18 protein-coding genes are annotated in these 22126 nt (G+C 63.9%); 14 read left to right on the forward strand and 4 right to left on the reverse strand.

Translation table 11 applies throughout. The features are described 5' to 3' along the window. Positions 1–69 precede the first annotated feature (69 nt). The 8 genes from AC1DX6_RS04610 (at position 70) to AC1DX6_RS04645 (ending at position 8465) form a co-directional block, all read left to right on the forward strand. Entirely contained in the window at positions 70–1017 is a 948-nt protein-coding gene (locus tag AC1DX6_RS04610; protein ID WP_477311542.1) for a cell wall hydrolase, read from the forward strand. Between the two features lie 76 nt (positions 1018–1093). Then, positions 1094–1699, forward strand: a complete 606-nt coding sequence (recR, locus tag AC1DX6_RS04615) for a recombination mediator RecR (protein ID WP_477241542.1) — start codon at positions 1094–1096, stop codon at positions 1697–1699. A 76-nt stretch (positions 1700–1775) separates the two neighbouring features. Beyond that, a complete protein-coding gene (locus tag AC1DX6_RS04620; protein WP_477311902.1) occupies positions 1776–2975 on the forward strand; it encodes a lytic murein transglycosylase in 1200 nt (399 codons plus the stop codon). A 261-nt stretch (positions 2976–3236) separates the two neighbouring features. After that, positions 3237–4880, forward strand: a complete 1644-nt coding sequence (locus AC1DX6_RS04625) for an ABC transporter substrate-binding protein (RefSeq protein WP_477311543.1) — start codon at positions 3237–3239, stop codon at positions 4878–4880. Positions 4881–4898: 18 nt separating this feature from the next. After that, complete coding sequence (locus AC1DX6_RS04630; RefSeq protein WP_477311544.1) at positions 4899–5966, forward strand: ABC transporter permease; 1068 nt, start codon at positions 4899–4901, stop codon at positions 5964–5966. Further along, positions 5963–6883, forward strand: a complete 921-nt coding sequence (nikC, locus tag AC1DX6_RS04635; RefSeq protein WP_477311545.1) for a nickel transporter permease — start codon at positions 5963–5965, stop codon at positions 6881–6883. Before AC1DX6_RS04630 ends, nikC begins: the two co-directional genes overlap by 4 nt. After that, positions 6880–7722: an ABC transporter ATP-binding protein gene (locus AC1DX6_RS04640; protein ID WP_477311546.1), complete on the forward strand. Its 843-nt coding sequence runs from the start codon at positions 6880–6882 to the stop codon at positions 7720–7722. The genes nikC and AC1DX6_RS04640 overlap by 4 nt, the downstream gene beginning before the upstream one ends. After that, complete coding sequence (locus AC1DX6_RS04645) at positions 7719–8465, forward strand: ABC transporter ATP-binding protein (protein WP_477311547.1); 747 nt, start codon at positions 7719–7721, stop codon at positions 8463–8465. Before AC1DX6_RS04640 ends, AC1DX6_RS04645 begins: the two co-directional genes overlap by 4 nt. 243 nt (positions 8466–8708) lie before the next feature. On the opposite strand, the gene AC1DX6_RS04650 is transcribed toward AC1DX6_RS04645, so the two are convergent. The 3 genes from AC1DX6_RS04650 to AC1DX6_RS04660 are packed head-to-tail and all read right to left on the reverse strand — an operon-like array spanning position 8709 to position 13893. Beyond that, a complete protein-coding gene (locus tag AC1DX6_RS04650; RefSeq protein WP_477311548.1) occupies positions 8709–11753 on the reverse strand; it encodes an efflux RND transporter permease subunit in 3045 nt (1014 codons plus the stop codon). After that, positions 11750–12853 (reverse strand): efflux RND transporter periplasmic adaptor subunit, encoded by a 1104-nt coding sequence (locus AC1DX6_RS04655; protein ID WP_477311549.1) that lies wholly within the window; start codon positions 12851–12853, stop codon positions 11750–11752. Before AC1DX6_RS04655 ends, AC1DX6_RS04650 begins: the two co-directional genes overlap by 4 nt. Next, the gene (locus AC1DX6_RS04660) at positions 12850–13893 is read right to left on the reverse strand and encodes an efflux RND transporter periplasmic adaptor subunit (RefSeq protein WP_477311550.1); all 1044 of its coding nucleotides are present in this window, start codon (positions 13891–13893) and stop codon (positions 12850–12852) included. Before AC1DX6_RS04660 ends, AC1DX6_RS04655 begins: the two co-directional genes overlap by 4 nt. Positions 13894–14222: 329 nt before the next feature. Here AC1DX6_RS04660 and AC1DX6_RS04665 point away from each other — a divergent pair, with 329 nt between their 5' ends. Continuing rightward, entirely contained in the window at positions 14223–15500 is a 1278-nt protein-coding gene (locus tag AC1DX6_RS04665; RefSeq protein ID WP_477311551.1) for a 4-aminobutyrate--2-oxoglutarate transaminase, read from the forward strand. A gap of 103 nt (positions 15501–15603) precedes the next feature. On the opposite strand, the gene AC1DX6_RS04670 is transcribed toward AC1DX6_RS04665, so the two are convergent. Further along, complete coding sequence (locus AC1DX6_RS04670) at positions 15604–16857, reverse strand: NAD(P)/FAD-dependent oxidoreductase (RefSeq protein WP_477311552.1); 1254 nt, start codon at positions 16855–16857, stop codon at positions 15604–15606. Positions 16858–17321: 464 nt separating this feature from the next. Here AC1DX6_RS04670 and AC1DX6_RS04675 point away from each other — a divergent pair, with 464 nt between their 5' ends. The 5 genes from AC1DX6_RS04675 to AC1DX6_RS04695 are packed head-to-tail and all read left to right on the forward strand — an operon-like array spanning position 17322 to position 22125. Further along, positions 17322–18611 (forward strand): imelysin family protein, encoded by a 1290-nt coding sequence (locus tag AC1DX6_RS04675; RefSeq protein ID WP_477311903.1) that lies wholly within the window; start codon positions 17322–17324, stop codon positions 18609–18611. A gap of 55 nt (positions 18612–18666) precedes the next feature. Then, entirely contained in the window at positions 18667–18978 is a 312-nt protein-coding gene (locus tag AC1DX6_RS04680; RefSeq protein WP_477311553.1) for a (2Fe-2S)-binding protein, read from the forward strand. Continuing rightward, positions 18944–19429, forward strand: coding sequence for a bacterioferritin (bfr, locus tag AC1DX6_RS04685; RefSeq protein WP_477311554.1), 486 nt, complete (start codon positions 18944–18946; stop codon positions 19427–19429). Before AC1DX6_RS04680 ends, bfr begins: the two co-directional genes overlap by 35 nt. A 12-nt stretch (positions 19430–19441) precedes the next feature. After that, on the forward strand, positions 19442–21046 hold the full coding sequence (locus tag AC1DX6_RS04690) for a di-heme oxidoreductase family protein (RefSeq protein WP_477311555.1): 1605 nt from the start codon (positions 19442–19444) through the stop codon (positions 21044–21046). Next, positions 21046–22125 carry an imelysin family protein gene (locus AC1DX6_RS04695; RefSeq protein WP_477311556.1) on the forward strand — a complete coding sequence of 360 codons (1080 nt, stop codon included), beginning with the start codon at positions 21046–21048 and terminating at the stop codon, positions 22123–22125. The genes AC1DX6_RS04690 and AC1DX6_RS04695 overlap by 1 nt, the downstream gene beginning before the upstream one ends. Position 22126: the final 1 nt, after the last annotated feature.

The following is a 22126-nucleotide window of genomic DNA, read 5'->3' on the forward strand; positions in this document are numbered from 1 at the left end:
TTTGCCTTTAAGAGTCTCATTCTTGCCACATCTCGGGGCGGGCTGGCATCTGGACATGAGGCTTTTTTGTTGATCGCGACGCGATGGAAGACGCCGCTTTTACTCGGCATTATCTTCTCCCCTCTGTTCCTGGCGGGTTGCAGCCAGACCACGTCTTCGCACGGCATATCGGTCGCCAGCCTGACGGATGCCATCACGCCCAGTTTTCTGAGCCGCCCGTACGGCCACACGCCGAAGGACAAGGAGTGCCTGGAACGGGCGATGTTCTTCGAGTCCAACCGTTCGAGCCGTGACGGCATGATTGCCGTCGGCACCGTCGTCATGAACCGGCTGCGCTCGGGCCAGCATGGCAGCACCATTTGCGACGTCGTCGGTGAGCCAGGCCAGTTCGCGCCCGGCGTGATGACGCGGCCGATGAACTCCAAGGCGATGCCGGATGTCGAGGAAGCCGCCGAGGCGGTGCTCAAGGGCGAGCGCAAGGCCAAGCTCAAGAACACGATGTATTTCCACACCGCAGGCCTGCGCTTCCCTTACAAGAACATGCACTACACCATGGTTGCCGGCGGCAATGCCTTCTACGAAAAGCGCGGCCGCAACTGGCAGCCGCTGCCGGACGAGCCAACGACCATGGTTGCCTCTGCCGAGCCAAAGGCGCCGGTGCCTGCCGCGCCGGTCACGCTTGTCGCCTCAGCTGAGCCGGTATTGCCTGCCAAAACGACAGCCGCCAAGGCAGCCTATATGACCGCCGCCGTGGCGCAGCCGGTAAAGTCCGCAAGGGTGAGCCCTGTCAAGCCGGCTCTCGTCAAGCCCACCGCCAAGCCGACAATGGTGGCGATGCAGGAGCCCATGCAGGAACCGGACGCCGCCCGTTTCGGCGGACCCGCGAGCCCGCAGGTCATCACCTCGTTCCCGGCCGCGCCGCAGCAGGCAGCGATGGCATTTGAATCGACGCCGGAGAACACCGACGCCGTCGGCGCGATGATCGTCGGCCAGGACCTTTCGCTGCAGGCAAACTAGGCGGCGGCGTTCGATCGCCGCGTCCTTTGCGCGTTGATACGTTCCAAAGCGCGTCAAAAAATCCTAAACCGGTGCGATGTCCAAGCGAATCGCCGGTCCCGAGATTGAACGCCTGATCCAGCTCCTGGCCAAAGTGCCGGGACTCGGTCCGCGTTCGGCTCGGCGCGCTGCCCTCCACCTCATCAAGAAGAAAGAGCAGTTGCTGTCGCCGCTCGCCGCTGCCATGAGCGAGGCGGTCGACAAGGTGCGCATCTGTTCGACCTGCGGCAATGTCGATACGTCGGATCCTTGCATGATCTGCACCGATCCGCGCCGCGATGCCGCCACGCTCATCGTCGTCGAGGACGTCTCCGACCTGTGGGCGCTGGAGCGGGCGGCCGCCATGAATGTGCGCTATCACGTGCTCGGCGGCACGCTGTCGCCGCTCGACGGCATCGGTCCCGAACAGCTCAACATCCGCTCGCTGGTCGACCGCGTCGCCGGCGGCGAGGTGAAGGAAGTGATCCTCGCCGTCAACGCCACGGTCGAGGGCCAGACCACCGCGCACTACCTGACAGACCAACTGTCCGGTTTCGAGATCAAGGTGACGCGGCTGGCCCATGGTGTGCCGGTCGGCGGCGAGCTCGACTATCTCGACGAAGGCACGCTGGCCGCCGCATTACGCTCGCGGACGGCGTTTTGACGCAATTGGCGGGCAGGGAGTGCGAATGAAGCCTGCTTCCGTGAAATCGGCCCTTGTCTTTTTCTGCCTCGCTTTGATGGTGGCCGTCTCGGCCGCCCCCGCCTCCGCGGCAAAGATCGACGACCAGTTCCGCGCCTGGTTGCAAAGCGATCTCTGGCCAGACGCCAAAACGAAAGGCATCTCCAAAAAAACCTTCGATGCCGCTTTCGATGGCGTGACACCCAACCTCAAGCTTCCCGATCTTGTCCTGCCAGGCCAGAAGGCGACGACGCCGCAGAAGCAGCATCAGGCCGAGTTCGGTTCGCCCGGCGCCTATTTCGCCGAAAAGACCGTGCGCGCCGTCACCGCTGGTGGCCGCACGCGCGAGGCTGCCAATGCCAAGACGCTGGCCGCTATCGAGAACCGTTATGGCGTGCCGGGTGAGGTGCTGCTGGCGATCTGGGGCCGCGAGACCGGATTTGGCGCCGCAAAAATGCCCTATGATGCCTTCGAGGTGCTCGGCACCAAGGCCTTCATGTCGACCAAGAAGGACTTTTTTCGCACCGAACTGCTGGCCGCACTCGAGATCGTCGAGCGCGGGCTGGCCCCGGTCGGTGCGATGAAATCGTCCTGGGCCGGCGCGCTCGGCCAGCCGCAATTCATGCCGACCTCGTTCCTGAAACATGCCGTCGATTTCGATGGCGACGGCCGCGTCGATATCTGGAATTCGACGCCGGACGTGCTCGCCTCGATCGCCAACTACCTCGTCCATTACGGCTGGGTGGAGGGCCGCGGCTGGGGTTTTGAAGTGACCGTGCCGGAAACGGTCTCTTGTTCGCTTGAAGGCCCTGATCAAGGCAAGAAGATTTCCGAGTGGGCGGCGATGGGCATCAAGCGCGTCGGCGCAAAACCGTTTCCGGCCAGCGAATTGAAGGCCGAAGGCTTTCTGTTGATGCCGGCCGGGCGCAGCGGCCCCGCCTTCATCGCCACGCCCAATTTCTACGTGCTGAAGCAATACAACACCAGCGACCTCTACGCCCTGTTCATCGGCCACGGCGCCGACCGCATCGCCCATGGCGATAGCGATTTTTCCGGCAGCTGGGGCGCCGTCGGCGGCCTCTACCGCTCCGACATTGCCGGCCTGCAGCGGGCGCTGGAGGCCAAGGGGTATGATGTCGGCAGTGCCGACGGTTTGCCCGGTTTCAAGACGCGCCGCTCGATCGGTGAGTGGCAGGCCAAGAACGGCCGCGCCGCCACCTGTTTCCCCGACGCCGATCTGGTCGCGGCGCTGAAGTAGCCATAAAACTTAGCAGATTTTTCCCGATTGGCGGCTTCAATTAGCCGGCATATGCGTCGACGCGGCCCTGCCCATTCTGGTCCAATAGGCTGTCGTGCAAATGCTCGTTGCCGGCTTGAAAGCTGCCGGATATGGTGTTGACCAATTGGACAAAAACCACGACGGTAAGGGGTCAGAGAGCCGTCGTTCGGCCCGGAAATAATTCTGCAGCCTGAGCCGGGAACTCAGGTCAACAAACCAGCAAAACAGGGAACAATCAAAATGATGATGGAAAAGTTTGCTCTACGCTCGCGCGTCTTGCTCGCGGGTGCAGCCATGTCCGCGCTGCTGCTGGCCGGCGCGCCGGCTGGCGCGGTCACCCCCGCCGACACGCTGGTCGAAGGTTTCGCGATCGACGACATCATCTCCATGGATCCGGGCGAGGCGTTCGAGCTCTCGACCGCCGAAGTCACCGGCAACACCTATGATCTTCTTGTCCGCCTCGACCTTAGCGACACGTCCAAGGTCAAGGGCGATCTCGCCGAAAGCTGGGCCGTCTCCGACGATGGCCTGACCTACACCTTCAAGCTCAAGCCGGGCCTGAAATTCGCCTCGGGTAATCCGATCACCGCCGCCGACGTCGCCTACTCGTTCGAGCGCGCCGTCAAGCTCGACAAGAGCCCCGCCTTCATCATCGGCCAGTTCGGCATCAGCGGCGACAACGTCACCGAGAAGGCCAAGGCCGTCGATGACGCGACCTTCACGTTCACCGTCGACAAGGCCTATGCGCCGAGCTTCGTCTTGAACTGCCTGTCGGCAACCGTCGCTTCGGTGGTCGATGCCAAGCTGGTCAAGGAACATGTCGCGGCGGTGACGCCGAGCGCCGACTACAAATGGGACAACGACTTCGGCAATGCCTGGCTGAAGACCGGCTATGCCGGCTCCGGCGCCTTCAAGCTGCGCGAATGGCGTGCCAACGAGGCGGTCGTGCTGGAACGCAACGACAATTATTTCGGCGAAAAGGCCAAGCTTGCCCGCGTCATCTATCGCAACATGAAGGAAAGTTCGGCCCAACGCCTGGCGCTCGAAGCCGGCGACATCGATGTCGCCCGCAACCTCGAGCCGAACGATCTCGACGCCATCGCCAAGAACGCCGATCTCACGACCACCAGCGCGCCGAAGGGCACGGTTTTTTACATCAGCCTCAACCAGAAGAACCCGAATCTTGCCAAGCCCGAAGTTCGCCAGGCGTTCAAATATCTGGTCGACTATGACGCCTTGGGCTCCACCATCCTCAAGGGCATCGGCGAGATTCACCAGAGCTTCCTGCCCGATGGCGTGCTCGGCGAGCTGGACGAGAACCCATTCAAGTTCGACGTCGCCAAAGCCAAGGAATTGCTGGGCAAGGCCGGCCTCGCCGACGGCTTCAGCGTAACCATGGACGTGCGCACCGGTCAGCCCATCACGGGCATGGCGGAATCGATCCAGCAGACGCTGGGACAGGCCGGCATCAAGCTGGAGATCATCCCCGGCGACGGCAAGCAGACGCTGACCAAGTACCGCGCCCGCAACCACGACATCTATATCGGCCAATGGGGCCAGGATTATTTCGATCCCAACTCCAATGCCCAGACCTTCGCCTCGAACCCGGACAATTCGGATGCCGGCAAATCCCATACGCTTGCCTGGCGCAACTCGTGGGACATTCCGGATCTGACCAAGGAGACTGAAGCAGCACTCCTGGAGAAGGACGCCGGCAAGCGCGCCGAAATGTACAAGGATCTCGAGAAGAAGGTCCTCGACACTAGCCCCTTCGTCATCATTCATCAGCAAATGGAAGTGGTTGGCCTGCGCAAGAACCTCAAGAACCTCGTGCTCGGGCCGAGCTTCGACACCAACTTCGTCGGGCCGGTCTCCAAGGAATAGCGTTCGCGGACGCGCCGCATGAGCGCGGTTGAAAACGAAGTGACGGCGCGGCGCGGTAGCGCCCGCGCCGTTGCTGTCGCATCATTCATCGGCCGCTTCCTGGTTATCGCGATAACGACCTATCTCGGTCTTCTCGCGGTGACCTTCTTCATTGGCCGTGTCATCCCGATCGACCCGGTGCTGGCGGTGCTCGGCGACCGGGCGCCGGCCAATGTCGTCGAGCGCACGCGCCGCGAGATGGGTCTCGACCTGCCGCTGGTCGAGCAATTCTACATCTACGTGAAAAGCGCCCTGAACGGCGATTTCGGCACCTCGGTGCTGACCACCAATCCGGTCATGACCGACATCCGCCGCACCTTTCCGGCGACGATCGAACTGGCGACGCTGGGCACCTTGATCGGCTCGCTGCTCGGCGTGCCGCTTGGTGTGCTGGCCGCGGTGCGACGCGGAAGCGTCATCGATCAGATCGTGCGCATCGTCGGCCTGATCGGCTATTCCGTGCCGATCTTCTGGATCGGGCTGCTGGGGCTGGTGCTGTTCTACGCCAAGTTGAAATGGGTCGCCTTTCCCGGTCGCCTTGACGTCGTCTACGAATACACCTTCACGCCGATCACCGGCTTCTATCTTCTGGATGCGCTGTGGCAGCGGCAATGGGATGTCTTTTACGATGCCTTCCGCCACATCATCCTGCCGGCAGGGCTGCTCGGCTACTTCTCGCTCGCCTATATCAGCCGCATGACGCGCTCGTTCATGCTCAACGAACTGGCCCAGGAATACATCGTCGCGGCGCGCGCCAAGGGCCTGTCGGAAACCCGCATCATCTGGCGCCATGCGTTGCGCAATGCCGCTGTGCCGATGGTCACCGTGATCGCACTTTCCTATGCCGGGCTGCTCGAAGGCTCGGTGCTGACCGAGACCGTGTTCTCATGGCCGGGCATCGGCCTCTACATCACCAATTCGCTGCAGAACGCCGACATGAACGCCGTGCTCGGCGGCACCATCATCATCGGCTCGGTGTTCATCGCCATCAATCTTTTGTCCGATCTGCTCTATCGCGTGCTCGATCCAAGGACCAAGGCAGGATGAGCACCGAGGCGATCCAGAGCCGTCGCGACTGGCTGCTCAGCGAGCGGCCGGCCTCGCGCATGCAGGCCAGGCTCGGCCGCGCTTACGTAGCCTGGCGGCGCTTCTCCGCCAACCGGCTGGCGTTTCTTGGCTTGCTCATCATCATCGCTCTGCTGGTGGTTGCGGGCCTTGCTGATGTGCTGGCGCCCTATTCCCCGACATTCGGCGACCTGAAGAACGCGCGGCTGCTGGCGCCGAGTGCTGCGCACTGGTTCGGCACAGACGACCTTGGCCGCGACATCCTTTCGCGCATCATCTTCGGCTCGCGATGGACGCTCTATGTCGTCATCCTTGTCGCTGTCATCGCCGCCCCGATCGGCCTGCTGGTCGGCACGGTCGCCGGCTATGCCGGCGGCTGGACCGATGCGATCCTGATGCGCATCACCGACATCTTCCTTGCTTTCCCGAAGCTGATCCTGGCGTTGGCCTTCGTTGCCGCCCTTGGCCCCGGCATCGAGAACGCGGTGCTCGCCATCGCCATCACCTCATGGCCGCCCTATGCCCGCATTGCGCGCGCCGAAACGCTGACTGTGCGGAACTCCGATTACATCAAAGCGGTGCAGTTGATGGGCGCCTCGCCCTTCCGCATCGTGCTGCGCCACATCATGCCGCTCTGCATCTCCTCGCTGATCATCAGGGTGACGCTCGACATGGCCGGCATCATCCTGACCGCAGCCGGTCTCGGCTTCCTTGGCCTCGGCGCGCAGCCGCCGCTGCCCGAATGGGGCGCGATGATCGCCTCGGGCCGCCGCTTCGTGCTCGACCAATGGTGGGTGGCTGGCGCGCCGGGCTTCGCCATCCTTATCGTCAGCCTTGGTTTCAACCTGCTCGGCGACGGCCTGCGCGACGCGCTCGATCCCCGGAGTGGCGAGCAATGAGCGGCGACCGTGCGCTTCTTGAGGTCGACGACCTGCGCGTCACCTTCCCGACCCGCACCGGCCTGATCGAAGCGGTGCGTGGCGTCTCCTTCTCGCTTGGCCGCGAACGGTTGGGCATCGTCGGTGAGAGCGGCTCGGGCAAGTCGCAAACCGGCCGCGCCATAATGGGCCTGACCCCGCCGCAGGCCCGCATATCGGCCAACAAGCTTGCTTTTGACGGCATCGACCTGCTCAGCGTCTCGCCGCGCGAACGAAGGGCCATGCGGGGAAAACGCATCGCCATGATCCTGCAGGATCCGAAATATTCGCTCGACCCGGTGATGAGCATCGGCCGCCAGATCGTCGAGACGCTGCGCACGCATGAGAAGGTCGGCAAGGCGGAGGCCCGCGACCGTGCGCTCGCCATGCTGGAAGCGGTGCAGATTCGCGACCCCGCCCGAGTCTTCGACCTGCATCCGCATGAAGTGTCCGGCGGCATGGGCCAACGCGCCATGATCGCCATGATGCTGATCGCCGGACCGGAAATGATGATTGCCGACGAGCCGACCTCGGCGCTCGACGTCACCGTGCAGCTCGATGTGCTGGGCATTCTCGACCGGCTTGTCAGCGAGCGCGGCATGGGGCTGATCTTCATCTCGCACGATCTGCGCCTGGTCTCGTCCTTCTGCGACCGGGTCATCGTCATGTATGCCGGCAAGGTGGTCGAGCAGTTGAAGGCGTCGGAGCTCCGCGACGCCCAGCATCCCTATACCCGCGGCCTGCTCAACTGCATGCCCAGGATAGGCTTCGAACGCCACCCCCTGCCGGTGCTCGACCGCAAGCCGGAGTGGGCGGCATGAACGCAGCCCTTTCCGTCGACAGGCTGGAAGTGATCTTCGATCGTTTTCGCGCGCTGAAGGGCGTCAGCCTCGAAGTACAGTCAGGCGAATCCTTCGGCCTGGTCGGCGAATCAGGCTCCGGCAAGTCGACGCTGCTGCGCGCCATAGCCGGCCTCGCGCCGGTCGCTTCAGGCAGCATTACCGTCAACGGCAAGCAGCTCGGCGTGCGCCGCGACAAGGCCTTTTACCGCGAAGTGCAGATGGTCTTCCAGGACCCGTATGGTTCGCTGCATCCGCGCCAGACCGTCGACCGGCTGCTGCAGGAGCCGCTCGCCATCCACGGCTTCGCCGACGGCGAAAAGCGCATCCAGCAGGCTCTGGACGAGGTCGGCCTCGGCAACGGTTTCCGCTTCCGCTATTCGCACCAATTGTCTGGCGGGCAGCGCCAGCGCGTGGCGATTGCGCGGGCCTTGATCCTCGAGCCCTCGATCCTTTTGCTCGACGAGCCGACCTCGGCGCTCGACGCTTCGGTGCAGGCGGAAGTGCTCAACCTGCTGGAGGAAATCCGCAGGCGGCGCAAGCTGACCTTCCTGATGGTCAGCCACGACCTCGCCATCGTCACCCATATGTGCGAGCGGCTCATGGTGATGCAGAACGGCGAGGCGGTGGAAAATCTCACCGCAAGCCAGCTGATCGGCCACCGCGTGACCAAGGATTATACGCGCAACCTGCTCAGGGCGAGTGAGGGGTTTGTGCGGGACTAACGGCTCACGCCGCGTTCTGTCGCGCCCCCTCTGGCCTGCCGGCCATCTCCCCCACGGGTGGGGAGATTGGTGCCATCACAGCTTTCGCCAATCTCCGGCGTGCAGAAGAAGCGCGGTGCAGAAACCGCCAATCTCCCCCTTGTGGGGGAGATGTCCGGCAGGACAGAGGGGGGCGCGAAGGAACTCGACCTTGCCTCAACTCTCTGCAACAGCAGCTCTGTCTACCAGAGCGTTGTCCTGCTCCTACTTCGGCTCCTTGATCCGGAACCACGTCACATAGAGCGCCGGCAGGAACAGCAGTGTGATCGCCGTACCGGCGATGATGCCGCCCATCATCGCGTAGGCCATCGGCCCCCAGAACACTTCGCGGGCGATCGGGATCAATGCCAGGCTGGCGGCGGCCGCGGTCAGCGCGATCGGCCGCATGCGATGCTCGGTCGCTTCGATGACCGCCGCCCAGCGGTTCTTGCCCTCGCGCACCAGATCCTCGATCTGGACGATCAGGATGACCGAGTTGCGGATCAGGATGCCGATCAGCGCCAGCACGCCGAGGATGGCGACGAAGCCGAGCGGCGCGCCGCTCGGCACCAAGGCCGCGACCACGCCGATCAGGCCGAGCGGCGCCACCGCTACGACCAGGAACAGGCGCTGGAAGCTTTGCAGCTGGATCATCAGGATGGTCGCCATGACGAACAGCATCAGCGGCACCACGGCGGCGATCGGCCCCTGGCTTTTGGCGCTTTCCTCGACCGAACCGGCGGTTGCGACCGAATAGCCCGGCGGCAGCTTGGCGATGAAGGCATCGACCGATGGCTTCAGCTCGTTGACGACGGTGGCCGGCAGCACATCGCCAACCAGCCCGGCGCGCACGGTGATCGTCGGGATGCGATTGCGCCGCCACACAGTCGGCTGTTCGAGGTCGTAGCGGAAGTTGGCGACCGCCGCGAGCGGGATCGCCTCGCCGGTGCTGGTCGGCAGCTGCAAGTTCTGCAGCGTGTCGATCGAACCGCGTTCGGCCTCGCGCGAGCGGGCGATGACGTTGATCAGATAGGTGGCGTCACGCACCTGGGTGATGGTGGCGCCGCCAACCGTGCTGTTCAGCGCGCTGGCAATGTCGGAGGAGGTGATGCCGAGTTGCCGCGCCTTGTCCTGCAGCACGTCGACCCGCAGCACGCGCTGCGGCTCGTTCCAGTCGAAAGTCGGCGCCGCCAGCTTTGGATTGGCAGAGATCAGGCCGGCGACTTGCTGCGCCAGCTCCCGCACCGTCTGAATGTCGGGGCCGCCGACACGGTACTGCACGGGACGGCCGACCGGCGGCCCGAGTTCGAGCGGCTTGACGAAGGCATCGGTGCCGACGAACTCCTCGCGCAACAATTTTTCCAGCACCGGCTTGATCCGGTTACGGGCCTCGATGCTCTTGGTGACGATCACGGTCTGGCCGAAATAGGGATTGGCCGGCTGCACGTCGAAGGCGAGCAGGAAGCGCACCGCGCCCTGGCCGATATAGGAGCTGAAATGGTCGATATCAGGGTTGCCGGCCAGCGCCCGGCCTTCGAAACGCTCGATCTGGTCGCGCGTCTCGGTGATCGACGAGTTCTGCGGCAGGTTCCAGTCGACGATCAGTTCCGGCCGATCCGAAGGCGGAAAGAACTGCTGCTGGACGAGGCCGAAGCCGGCTATCGAGCCGGCAAACAACAGCACCGTGGCGATGATGGTCAGCCAGTGATAGCGCACCGAGCCCAGAAGCACACTCCGGAAGAGGCTGGTGAAGCGGCCGGGTTTGTCGTGATGCTGTTGCTTCATCGTCGCCGGCAGGATGGTGACGCCAAGCAGCGGCGCAAACAGCACCGCGACGATCCATGACACCAAAAGCGACACGGCGATGACGACGAACAGAGTGAACGTGTACTCACCCGCGGCGCTGTTGTTGAGGCCGATCGGAATGAAGCCGGCGACCGTCACCAGCGTGCCGGTCAGCATCGGGAAGGCGGTCGAAGTGTAGACGTAGGTCGCCGCCTTGCGCAGAGTGTCGCCGACCTCCAGCCGCGCCACCATCATCTCGACGGCGATCATGGCGTCGTCGACCAGCAGGCCGAGCGCGATGATCAGCGCACCGAGTGAAATACGCTGCAGCGAGATGCCGAGATAGGCCATGACCGTGAAGGTGATGGCCAGCACCAGCGGGATCGACAGCGCCACGACGAAGCCGGCGCGCATGCCGAGGCTGATGAAGGACACAGCAAGCACGATGGCGACCGCCTCAGCCAGCGCCCGGGTAAAGCCCGAAACGGCCTCCTCGACGATGACAGGCTGGTCGGCGACCAGATGCACGCCGACGCCGACCGGCAGGTCGGCCAGCACCTCGTCCATTTCCTTCTCGAGTGCGGCGCCGAATTCGAGCAGATTGGCGTTGGGCTTCATGCCGATGGCCAGCCCGATCGCATCCTGGCCGTTGAAGCGGAACAGCGCCGTCGGCGGATCGGCATAGCCGCGCCGGATCGTTGCCACGTCGCTCAGCCGGAAGAAGCGGTCGTTAACGCGCAGATTGATAGCGCGCAGGCTCTCCTCCGAGGTGAATTGGCCGCCGACGCGCACGCTGACGCGCTCGGGGCCGGATTCGATAACGCCCGACGGCGTGATGGCGTTCTGCGCCTGCAGGCTCGCCACAATCGCCTGCTGGTTGAGGCCAAGCGCGGCGATCTGGCGGGTCGAGAATTCAAGATAGATGGCTTCGTCCTGGGCGCCGACCAGATCGACCTTGCCGGCGTTCGGCACGGCCAGGATCCTGGTCCTGACATCCTCGACATAGTCGCGCAGCTGGCGCGGCGTCAGCCCGTCCGAGGTGAAGGCGTAGATATTGCCGAAGACGTCGCCGAAGCGGTCGTTGAAGAACGGCCCCTGCACGCCTTGCGGAAACTGCACCTGGATGTCGTTGACCATGTTGCGCACCTGGGTCCAGTTCGGCACGACATCGCGCGCTTTGGTGGTGTCCTTCAGGTTGACGAAGATGACGGTCTTGCCTGCAGTGGTGACCGAGCGGGTGAAGTCGAGGCTGTCGAGTTCCTCGAGCTTCTTTTCGATGCGGTCGGTGACCTGCCGCACCGTCTCGTTGACCGAGGCGCCCGGCCAGTTGGCCTGTATGACCATGGTCTTGATGGTGAAGGCCGGATCTTCCTCGCGGCCGAGATTGAGATAGGCAAAGACGCCGGCGACGACGAAGACCAGCATGAAGTACCAGACCAGCGAGCGGTGGTTGAGCGCCCAGTCGGAAAGGTTGAACCCCTTCATGTCGCCCCTCCTTGGCTGATCTTGACCTTCTGGCCCTCCACGAGGCTGTGGACGCCGGCGGTGACGACACGCATGCCGGCCTCGAGGCCTTCGGCGACAATGAAGGTGGCAGCACCCTTGGCGGCGATCTTGATGTCGCGCGAACGCACGCTCGACGTCTGCTCATCGACGATCCAGACCTTGTCAGCGCCATTCTTCTCAAGCAGTGCCGACAGCGGCAGCTCGATCGTTGGCGCAACCGTAGCGACGCGTGTCGCCGTCACCGTCGAACCCAGCCGGAATGCCTGCGGCGGATCGGTCAGCGTCAGCCGGACACGGCGGGTCCGCGTCGAGCCTTCGGCCTGCGGCGCGATCTCGCGCAATTTGGCCTCGGTGTGGATCGTCGGCAGCGATTGCAGGATGATGTCGAACGGCGTGCCGGCCGCAAGGTCGCCGGTCAGCTGGTCGGGAATATCGACGACCGCGTCACGCAGGTCCGAGCGGGCCACGGTGACGACGGTCTGGCCGGGCGAAACCGTCTGGCCGACCTCGGCGCCGACGGCTGTGACGACCCCGTCGAAGTCCGAAAACAGGCGGGCATAGCCCAGTTGCTCCTGCGATTTGGCAAGTGCTGCCTTGGCCTTTTCGACGCCCGCTTCGGCTGCCTTCCTGGCTTGCTGCGCGGCATCGAAGACGGCCTGCGAGGTGTTGGCGGCGGCGAGCAACTGGCGCTGCCGCTCCTCGCTGGCGGCGGCATTGGCGAATTGCGCCTCGGCGTTGGAGAGTTCGGCCTTGGCCGCCTGCACGGCAAGCTCCAGCGCCGTCGGATCGAGTGCGGCGATCGTCGTTCCCTTGGTGACGATGTCGCCGACCTTGACGTCACGGGAGACGATCCGGCCAAGCAGGCGGAAGGCGAGATCGGCGCTGAATTGTGGCTCGACCGAGCCAGCAAAACCGAATGTCTGGCTGGTTTGCGGTTCGATCACCACCGACAGCACCGGCCGGACGATCTCGGGCGGCTTCTGCTCCGACTGCGAGCAGGCGGCAAGAGGCGCGAGCGCAAGCAGGCCAAGCAGGCCAAGCGGGCTGAGCGAGAGGGGGATGCGCGGCGGCCGGCTCATTGACCCGCTCCCGATATTTCGACCGTCTGGCCGGGGCTGAGCAACTGGCCGCCGGCGGTGACAACGCTTTGTCCGGCCTCCAGCCCCTTGTCGATCACGACGATGCCGGAATCGAAGGCCAGCACATTGACCAGTGCCGTTGCCACTGCCTTGCTCGACGCATCGACGACCCAGACCGCCGGTTTGCCCTCGCTCGAGGTCAGCGCCTGCCAGGGCAGGATGACGGCTTTCGACGGCTGGGCGCTGACCGAGCCGATGACCGCCGCGCCCAGCGGCATGCCGGCGGGCGTGTCGGGAATGGCGATCTTGACCCGGATCGAGCCCGAAACCGGGTCGACCGCAGGCGCAATTTCGCGCACCTTGCCCATCGCCTTGACCTGCGGGTCGGACAACAGCGTGATGGTCACCGCCGGCGATGGCGGCGTCTTGGCTACCAGGGTTTCCTGCACATTGAAGACCGCATCGCGGTCGCCGTCCTCGGCGACGGTGAAGACGGTTTGTGCCGCTTGCACCACTTGTCCGGCTTCGACCTGGCGCGCGGTGATGACGCCGGCGGCACCGGCCCTCAGCTCGGTGAAGGACAGGTTCTCCTTGGCGTTGGAAAGCGCGCTTTGCGCCGCATCGACACTGCCTTGCGCGACCTTCAGCGCTTGGTCGGCGGCATCATAGTCGCGCCGTGTGGTGAAACCCTGGGCAAGCAGCGTTTTCTGCCGTTCGAAGGCCGCGGTGGCCTGGGTCAGCTGCGCCTGTGCCGCATCGAGGTCGGCCTGCGCCGAGCGCAAATCGGATTCCTGTTCCTGCGGATCGATGCGGGCAAGCACGGCGTCCTTGTCGACATGCTGGCCGACATCGACAAGGCGTTCGGCGACGCGGCCGCCGACCCGAAACGACAGATTGTTCAGCGTGCGCGCGGCGATCACGCCGGTCAGCGAGGTCCGTGGCGCATAGTCGGCAACCGTCACTGTTTCGGTGCGCACCATGACCGGCAGTTTTTTCGCGGCCGCCTCCTGCTTCTGGCAGCCGGCCAGCAAGGTCAGCATCGCGCAGGCAACAATGATGGGCTTGCCCGAAACGGCGAAAGGCTGTGAACCGACGACTGCGTGGCGGGCGATGTCGCGTTCCTCCTCATGGGGTCCCTCACCAGCCTGGGATGCTCATGACGGGCGAGCTGTCACAGACGATCGGAAGGATAATCGATCCCAAGGAAAAGGGAACCTGTCTCCTGCGCGTATGGGTCGACTGGTTAAGGGCTGGACGGCAGGCCCAATGGCCGGGCGATGGTGCCGACTTGAGGAAAACGTGAAATAAGGTCAGAAGAGGCCTTGGCAGTCATCAAACGAGAACGGGCGCCGCCCGGCGAGGGACGAACATGAAGAATTCAGCCATTTCCGAACGCAAGAACCAGTCGATTTCGCGCGGCGTCGGCATGACCACGCAGATTTATGCCGATCGCGCCGAGAACTCGGAGATCTGGGATGTCGAGGGGCGCCGTTACATCGACTTCTCGTCCGGCATTGCCGTCGTCAACACCGGCCACCGTCATCCCAAGGTGATCGAGGCCGTGAAGGCGCAGCTCGACCGCTTCACCCACACCTGCCACCAGGTGGTGCCTTACGAGAGCTATGTGCGGCTGGCCGAGCGGCTGAACGGCATGCTGCCCGGCAAGTTCGAGAAGAAGACGATCTTCGTCACCACCGGCGCCGAGGCTGTCGAGAACGCCATCAAGATCGCCCGCAACGCCACTGGCCGCCAGGCCGTCATCGCCTTTGCCGGCGGCTTCCACGGCCGCACCTTCATGGGCATGGCGCTGACCGGCAAGGTCGTGCCCTACAAGGTCGGCTTCGGCGCCATGCCGGCCGATGTTTTTCATGCGCCGTTCCCGGTGCCGCTGCATGGCGTCTCGGTTGCCGATTCGCTGGCCGCCCTCGATCGCCTGTTCAAGGCCGATGTCGATCCGGCCCGAGTCGCCGCCATCATCCTGGAGCCGGTGCAAGGCGAGGGCGGTTTCTACGATGCGCCGCGTGAGTTCCTGACGGCGCTGCGCAAGATCTGCGACCAGCACGGCATGCTTTTGATCGCCGACGAGGTGCAGACCGGTTTTGCCCGTACCGGCAAGATGTTCGCCATGGATCACCACGACGTGGCGGCCGACATCACCACCATGGCCAAGAGCCTGGCCGGCGGCTTCCCGCTGGCGGCGGTCACCGGCCGCGCCGAGATCATGGATGCGCCCGGTCCCGGCGGGCTCGGCGGCACCTATGGCGGCAGCCCGATCGGGGTCGCTGCGGCGCATGCCGTACTCGACGTGATCGAAGAGGAAAAGCTCTGCGACCGCGCCAACACGCTGGGCGCCCGGCTGAAGCAGCGGCTGCAGTCGATCCGTGACGACGTGCCCGAGATTGTCGACATAAGGGGCCTCGGCTTCATGAACGCGGTCGAGTTCAACGACGTCAAGAAGGGCCTGCCGTCGGCCGAAATCGCCAATGCGATCAGGCTGAAGGCGCTCGACAAGGGGCTGATCCTCTTGACCTGCGGCGTCTATGGCAACGTCATTCGTTTCCTCGCCCCGATCACCATTCAGGACAACGTGATGAACGAGGCGCTCGACATTCTGGAAAGCTCGATCCGCGAAGTCTGCGCTGCCTGACAGGCGCTTGCCTTCTCCCCGTCCCTATGCGGGGAGAAGGTGCCGGCAGGCGGATGAGGGGCAGCGCAGACGTCTAGGAGACGTTTGATCCGCAGGGTGCCACCTAACCCGCAGCCCGTGCAGGCTCATCCTGCTGAAAGGCCGCCAATGCCGCCTTCAGCCCATCAGGGCCTTCCGCGACCGTCTGCGGCGTCGGCGAAAACCCGGCGCCGAGCATCTTGCGGCCAAGCATATGGTCGCCCGGCCGATTGACCGATTCGATGCCGAGCAGCCGGTCTCCGGCATAGTGGTAGATCGAGAATTTGTTGTCGGCTAGATCGCCGAGCACGACATGGCTGTCGCCGCCCGAGGTCAGCCCGACCATTTGCAATTTCATGTCGCCGATGTCCGACCAGAACCATGGCACTGCGGCAAAGGCGTCGGCATGGCCAACGACGGTGCGCGCTGCAAGCCGCGCCTGGTCGGTGGCGTTCTGCACCGATTCCAGCCGCACATCCGCGCCGGTGAACCAGTGCCGGTAGGAGGCGGCGTCGCCGATGGCGAGGATTTCCGGCAATGAGCTGCGCATCTGCTGGTCGACGCGGATGCCGTTGGCAATCGCAATGCCGGCGGCCGCAGCCAGTTCGACATTGGGCACCACGCCGATGCCGATGATGACCATTTGCGCCGGCAGCTTTTCGCCGGTCGAAGTCAGCGCAGCCGAAACACGGCCGTTCTGGCCTTCGAGCCGCGCAATCGTGGTGCCGGTGAGGATGCGCACGCCCGTCGCCTCAAGCCGCTGCTGGACATGGCTGGCGATGACCGGCGCCACCGCCCGGCCGAGCAGCCGGTCGACCGCTTCGACGACGGTAACTTTGCGTCCGGCCGCTCTGAGCGTCGCGGCGATTTCCAGTCCGATGAAGCCGCCGCCGAGGATGACGACATCTTCGCTGTGCGCGCTGAGCTCGCGGATCAACCGTGCATCGGCAATCGAGCGCAGCGACACGACGCCGGAAAGATCCGAACCCGGCAATGGCAGCATGCGCGGCCGCGAGCCGGTGGCGAGGATGAGGCGGTCAAAAGGCAGCTCGCCACCACCCGATAGCTCCAGCTTGCGGCCGCCGGCATCGATGCGGTCGATGCGGATGCCTGGCCGGTAGTCGATGGTGCTGCCGGTGTAGAAGGCTTCGCCGCGCAATGGCTGCGGCTTCGCCTCCGGGTCCTTGATGAAAGTCTTCGACAGCGGCGGCTTGTGGTAGGGAAGCTCGTTTTCGTCGCAGGTGAGGATCACCGGCCCGTCATAGCCCTCCTCGCGCAGGCTGGCGGCCGCTTGCACGCCCGCATGCCCTGCACCGACTATGACCACACCGTTCTTCATCGCAGCGCCCCAAATTCCTCAACCGATTCTAGGACGTCTGGCCAAGTGGCGATTGTCTGCCGCCGCCGCAGGAGCCCCGGTCCGGGTCGCACCCGGAATGGCCACCTGTCAATCGCCGCATTCCGGAACCGTGCAACGGGCGAGGCGCTTAAAGTTGACAATCATAGTTTAGAATAATTCTAAACTGTTGTTTCGATTGAATTTTCTCGCTGATGCCAATTGACTTCCGGCTACTTCGCCGCTTTATGGGAGGCTCGCGCAGCAAGCGCATCCCTTTGATGTCTGGGCCTTGAACCCTTTCGATTGGAGGCATTTCGGTGTCTTTCTTCCCAAATCGCGCCCGTGTCGCGGCCTCTTTTTCGCCCGATGGCAGATGCATGCCGCGGCGCCGATCATCCATTGCTGCGCCATCGGCGCCGGCATTTCACTGAATTCCCGAGGAGACGACAATCATGAGAGCGATGATGACGGCACGGTATGGCTCAAGGCTTGCAGCGATCGGCGCCACTGCGGTGCTGACGGCGGCGGTGTTCGTGCTGCCGGCCAAGGCGGAAACCGATGCCAAGGCGGTCATCAAGACCTATTCCGACATCGCGCTGGCCAAATACGAGGATTCGCTGACCACGGCGCAGGCGCTCGACAAGGCCGTCGATGCGCTGATCGCCAAGCCTTCGGTGGAAACGCTGACGGCCGCCCGCGAGGCCTGGAAGGCATCGCGCATCCCCTACCAGCAGACCGAAGTCTACCGTTTCGGCAACAAGATCGTCGACGACTGGGAAGGCAGAATGAATTCCTGGCCGCTCGACGAAGGCCTGATCGACTATGTCGCCAAGAGCTACGGCACAGAGTCGGACGCCAATGCGCTCTATACCGCCAATGTGATCGCCAACAAGTCGATCGAGATCAACGGCAAGAAGGTCGACGCCACCAACCTGACGCCGGAATTCCTGTCGGGCACGCTGCAGGAGGCCGGCGGCATCGAGGCCAATGTCGCCACCGGCTATCACGCCATCGAATTCCTGCTCTGGGGCCAGGACCTGCATGGCACCGGCCCCGGCGCCGGCGAGCGGCCCTACACGGACTACGACCTTAAGAACTGCACCGGCGGCAATTGCGACCGCCGCGCGCAATATCTGAAGTCGGCGAGCGATCTGCTGGTTTCCGACCTGCAGGAGATGGTCGGCAACTGGAAGGAAGACGGCGCCGCCCGCAAGAACCTCGTCGATGGCGAGCCGAACACCGCCATCTCGATCATCTTCACCGGCATGGGCTCGCTGTCCTATGGCGAACTGGCCGGTGAGCGCATGAAGCTCGGCCTGTTGCTGCACGATCCGGAAGAGGAGCATGACTGCTTCTCCGACAACACCTATAACTCGCATCTCTATGACGCCATCGGCATCCGCGCCGCCTATCTCGCCAGCTACACGCGCCTCGACGGCACCGTCGTTTCGGGCCCGTCTGCGCACGACATGGTCAAGGCCGCCGATCCGGCGATCGACAAGGAACTGTCGGACAAGCTGGATGTCACGGTCGCCAAGATGGAAGCCATCAAGGCCCGCGCCCTGGCCGGCGAGGCCTATGACCAGCAGATCGCCGAGGGCAACACGCAAGGCAATGCCACCGTGCAGGCGGCGATCGACGCGCTGATCGACCAGACCAAGTCGATCGAACGCGCCGTTGGCGCCCTCAAGCTCAACAACATCGCTTTCGAGGGCTCCGACAGTCTTGATGCGCCGGACAAGGTGTTCAAGTAAGGTCTAAGAAAACAAGCCACACGGCGCGGGAGGCGCCGTCAGCCAGAGCAAATCGATGCTGATCTGCCATTGCAACATCATCACTGAGAAGGAGATCGAGCAGACGATTGTCGGGCTGCTCGATCAGGATCCGTGGCAGCTCATCGTGCCGGCGAAGGTCTATCACGCCATGCAGAAGCGCGGCCGCTGTTGCGGCTGCTTCCCAAATGTGGTCGAAACGATCATTCGGGTCACCGAAAATTACCACGCCCGCTCGGAGGCGAGCGGCGTGGACATCGTTTCACATCTGGATCGCGTCAGAGGCCTGCGCGTCCAATACGGGAGCAGAACCCATGAAAGGCGAAAAGCAGATCATCGAGCGGCTTAACGAGGCGCTTTTTCTGGAGCTTGGGGCGGTCAATCAATACTGGGTGCATTTCCGTCTTCTGGAAGACTGGGGATACGCCAAGCTGGCAAAGAAGGAGCGGGCGGAATCGATCGAGGAGATGCACCATGCCGACCGGCTGGTGGCCCGTATCATCTTCCTTGAAGGACATCCGAACCTGCAGTCCGTGGCGCCCCTGCGCATCGGGCAGAACGTCAAGGAAGTGCTCGAATCCGATCTTGCCGGCGAGTATGACGCACGCACCGCCTACAAGCGCTCGCGCGAGATCTGTGAAGAGGCAGGCGACTACGTGACGATGAAACTGTTCGAGGAATTGCTGGCCGACGAGGAAGGTCACATCGACTTCCTCGAGACGCAACTCGATTTGCTCGCCTCGATCGGCGAGGAAAAATACGGCCAGCTCAACGCCACATCGGCCGACGAAGCGGAATAAGGACATGCGGGAATGCGGCGCCCCTTAGACGTTCTGCGCCGCCTAAGGCAGGCCGACGACGGCCTGCCGCCCCGGAAGAACCCACGACACCAAATGTTTCGGGGCCTTTCGCTTGCCGTCGTGGTGACATTGGTGGCTTCGGCCCAGGGCGGCGCGCCGGACACGGCAGGCCTGGCCACCAGCCGCACGGACCTCACGCCGAAAGACCAGGCGCGCGTCATCACCGTCACCCGGCCGACGTCAGACTTCTCCAAGCCCGAGCCATTCGAGTTGATGCAAGGCGGCGCCGGCACGTCGAGGAAGGGCATCGACAGGGACGCCTTCTCGCAATCCGCCGCCAACATCACCTTCGAGGAAGAAGGCAGCTTCAAGCTCGGCAATGCGCTTTTCCGCAAGAATTGGGTGTCGTCGCCCTCGTCGACGCAAGCCTCGGACGGGCTTGGTCCATTCTTCAACGAACGGGCCTGCCAGAACTGCCATTTGAAGGACGGCCGCGGTCATCCGCCGGAGGGCGACGCCGGCACCACCTCGATGTTCCTGCGGCTGGCGCGGCAAGCGAGCACCGAGGAGGAGAAAGCCGAACTCGCCGACCGCAAGGCCCTCAACTTCCCCGACCCGGTCTACGGCACGCAATTGCAGGACTTGGCCGTTCCGGGTCTGCCAGGCGAAGGCAGGATGCATGTCGACTACCGGGAAGAAAAGGTGACGCTCGGCGACGGCAGCGTCGTTTCGCTGCGCAAGCCGAGCTATACGGTTGACAATCTTGCCCACGGATCGCTCGACCCGCACACCACCCTGTCGCCGCGCCTGACGCCGCCGATGATCGGGTTGGGCCTGATCGAGCAGATCGCTGCGGCCGACATCCTCGCCCATGCCGACCCGGACGACCGTGACGGCGACGGCATTTCCGGCAAGCCCAACCTGGTGCGCGACATCCGCAGTGGCGAACTGACGCTCGGCCGTTTCGGCTGGAAGGCGCAAACGCCGTCGATCCGCCAGCAGGCGGCGGACGCTTTCGCCGGCGATATCGGCATTTCGACACCCGAAGTGCCGAAACACTGGGGCGATTGCACCGCAGCCGAGCAGAAATGCCTGGCCATGCCGAACGGCGTGCAAGAACGCCTCGGTCCGGTCGAGGCGCCGCCGCCGATCATGGACCTCGTCACCTTCTATTCGCAGAACCTTGCCGTGCCGGCGCGGCGCGATGTCGACGCGCGCCAGGTGCTGGCCGGCAAGAAGGTCTTTTACGACATCGGCTGCATATCCTGCCACACGCCGAAATTCGTCACCCGTCGCGATGCGCCCAAGAAGGCGCAGGCTTTTCAGCTGATCTGGCCTTATTCCGACTTTCTGCTGCATGACATGGGGCCGGACTTGGCCGACGGGCAGGCCGTGGGCGAGGCCGCCGGCAGCGAATGGCGCACGCCGCCGCTGTGGGGCATCGGCCTGACCAAGACGGTCAACGGCAACACTTTCTTCCTTCACGACGGGCGCGCGCGCAGCCTTGATGAGGCCATCCTGTGGCATGGCGGCGAGGGCCAGAAGGCACGTGACCGTTTCGCCGCCGCCAATGCCGCCGACCGCAAAGCGCTGGTCAAATTCCTGGAGTCACTCTGATGCTGAAGCGTTCCGCGCTGGTTCTCGTTCTTCCGCTGGCTCTATTCGGTGTCTTGCCTGCATCCGCGACGGTGAAGGCCTCCGATGTCATCCAGCGGGCGATCGACGGCTTCGTTCGCCCGGCCTATGCCAGCCTGCATGACCATGCCGGCCGCTTGACGACGTCGATGCGGGCACTGTGCGACGCGCCCTCGCAAGTCGAGCTCGATGCGGCACGCGCCGAATTTTCGGCCACGGTCGAAGCCTGGTCATCAGCCGAAATCATCGGCTTCGGGCCGATCAAGGAGAACAACCGGCTGGAGCGGATGCTCTATTGGCCGGATCGCAAGGGCATCGGCCTGAAGCAGGTCCAGGCGGCACTGGCCGGCAAGGACCCGACCGCGACCGATCCGGCACAACTGGCCGGCAAGAGCGTCGCCATGCAGGGCCTGGGTGCACTGGAATTCGTGCTTTACGGCGACGGCGCAGAAGTGCTCGCCGGCAAGGACGATCCCTATCGCTGCGCTTATGGCGCGGCGGTCGCCGGCAACATCGAAACCATGGCCGCCGAAGTCAGCGACGCCTGGAACAAACCGGATGGGTTTGCAGCACTCTGGGCCAATCCGGGACCGCAAAACGCGCTCTACCGCGATGGCACCGAAGCGGTGACCGAACTGGTCGGTGTCTTCATCAATGAGCTGGATATGATCCGCGACGTGCGCCTGAAAGGCTTTCTGGGCGGCAAGCCGGAGGGCGACAAGCCCAAGCAGGCGATCTACTGGCGCTCGCAAAACACGGCCACGTCACTGGCTGGAAATCTCGCCGGCATCGATGCGCTGTTCCAGGCCTCGCAACTGGGCGACGCGCTGCCGCAAGATGCGCGCTGGATGGCGGACTCGATCCATATCCAGCTGGTGAATGGGGTTGCGACCGCCAAGTCCATCCAGGGTCCGATCGACAAGGCGCTCGCCGATCCGGTGCTGCGCGACAAACTCGACCATTTCGCGCTGATCACCTCAAGCTTGTCGACGCTGATCGGCACGCGCCTGACCGCCGAATTCGGCCTGACCGCCGGCTTTTCCTCGCTGGATGGGGACTGAG

Source organism: Mesorhizobium sp. P2_C4 (assembly GCF_056404575.1).

Coding starts and splice junctions, on each gene's coding strand:
- AC1DX6_RS04655 (WP_477311549.1), bottom strand. CDS start 12,853: ATGAGCCGGCCGCCGCGCATCCCCCTCTCGCTCAGCCCGCTTGGCCTG.
- AC1DX6_RS04630 (WP_477311544.1), top strand. CDS start 4,899: ATGAGCGCGGTTGAAAACGAAGTGACGGCGCGGCGCGGTAGCGCCCGC.
- AC1DX6_RS04695 (WP_477311556.1), top strand. CDS start 21,046: ATGCTGAAGCGTTCCGCGCTGGTTCTCGTTCTTCCGCTGGCTCTATTC.
- AC1DX6_RS04645 (WP_477311547.1), top strand. CDS start 7,719: ATGAACGCAGCCCTTTCCGTCGACAGGCTGGAAGTGATCTTCGATCGT.
- AC1DX6_RS04640 (WP_477311546.1), top strand. CDS start 6,880: ATGAGCGGCGACCGTGCGCTTCTTGAGGTCGACGACCTGCGCGTCACC.
- AC1DX6_RS04620 (WP_477311902.1), top strand. CDS start 1,776: ATGGTGGCCGTCTCGGCCGCCCCCGCCTCCGCGGCAAAGATCGACGAC.
- AC1DX6_RS04690 (WP_477311555.1), top strand. CDS start 19,442: ATGCGGCGCCCCTTAGACGTTCTGCGCCGCCTAAGGCAGGCCGACGAC.
- AC1DX6_RS04665 (WP_477311551.1), top strand. CDS start 14,223: ATGAAGAATTCAGCCATTTCCGAACGCAAGAACCAGTCGATTTCGCGC.
- AC1DX6_RS04625 (WP_477311543.1), top strand. CDS start 3,237: ATGATGATGGAAAAGTTTGCTCTACGCTCGCGCGTCTTGCTCGCGGGT.
- AC1DX6_RS04660 (WP_477311550.1), bottom strand. CDS start 13,893: ATGCTGACCTTGCTGGCCGGCTGCCAGAAGCAGGAGGCGGCCGCGAAA.
- nikC (WP_477311545.1), top strand. CDS start 5,963: ATGAGCACCGAGGCGATCCAGAGCCGTCGCGACTGGCTGCTCAGCGAG.
- AC1DX6_RS04680 (WP_477311553.1), top strand. CDS start 18,667: ATGCTGATCTGCCATTGCAACATCATCACTGAGAAGGAGATCGAGCAG.
- AC1DX6_RS04650 (WP_477311548.1), bottom strand. CDS start 11,753: ATGAAGGGGTTCAACCTTTCCGACTGGGCGCTCAACCACCGCTCGCTG.
- AC1DX6_RS04670 (WP_477311552.1), bottom strand. CDS start 16,857: ATGAAGAACGGTGTGGTCATAGTCGGTGCAGGGCATGCGGGCGTGCAA.
- AC1DX6_RS04675 (WP_477311903.1), top strand. CDS start 17,322: ATGACGGCACGGTATGGCTCAAGGCTTGCAGCGATCGGCGCCACTGCG.
- recR (WP_477241542.1), top strand. CDS start 1,094: ATGTCCAAGCGAATCGCCGGTCCCGAGATTGAACGCCTGATCCAGCTC.
- bfr (WP_477311554.1), top strand. CDS start 18,944: ATGAAAGGCGAAAAGCAGATCATCGAGCGGCTTAACGAGGCGCTTTTT.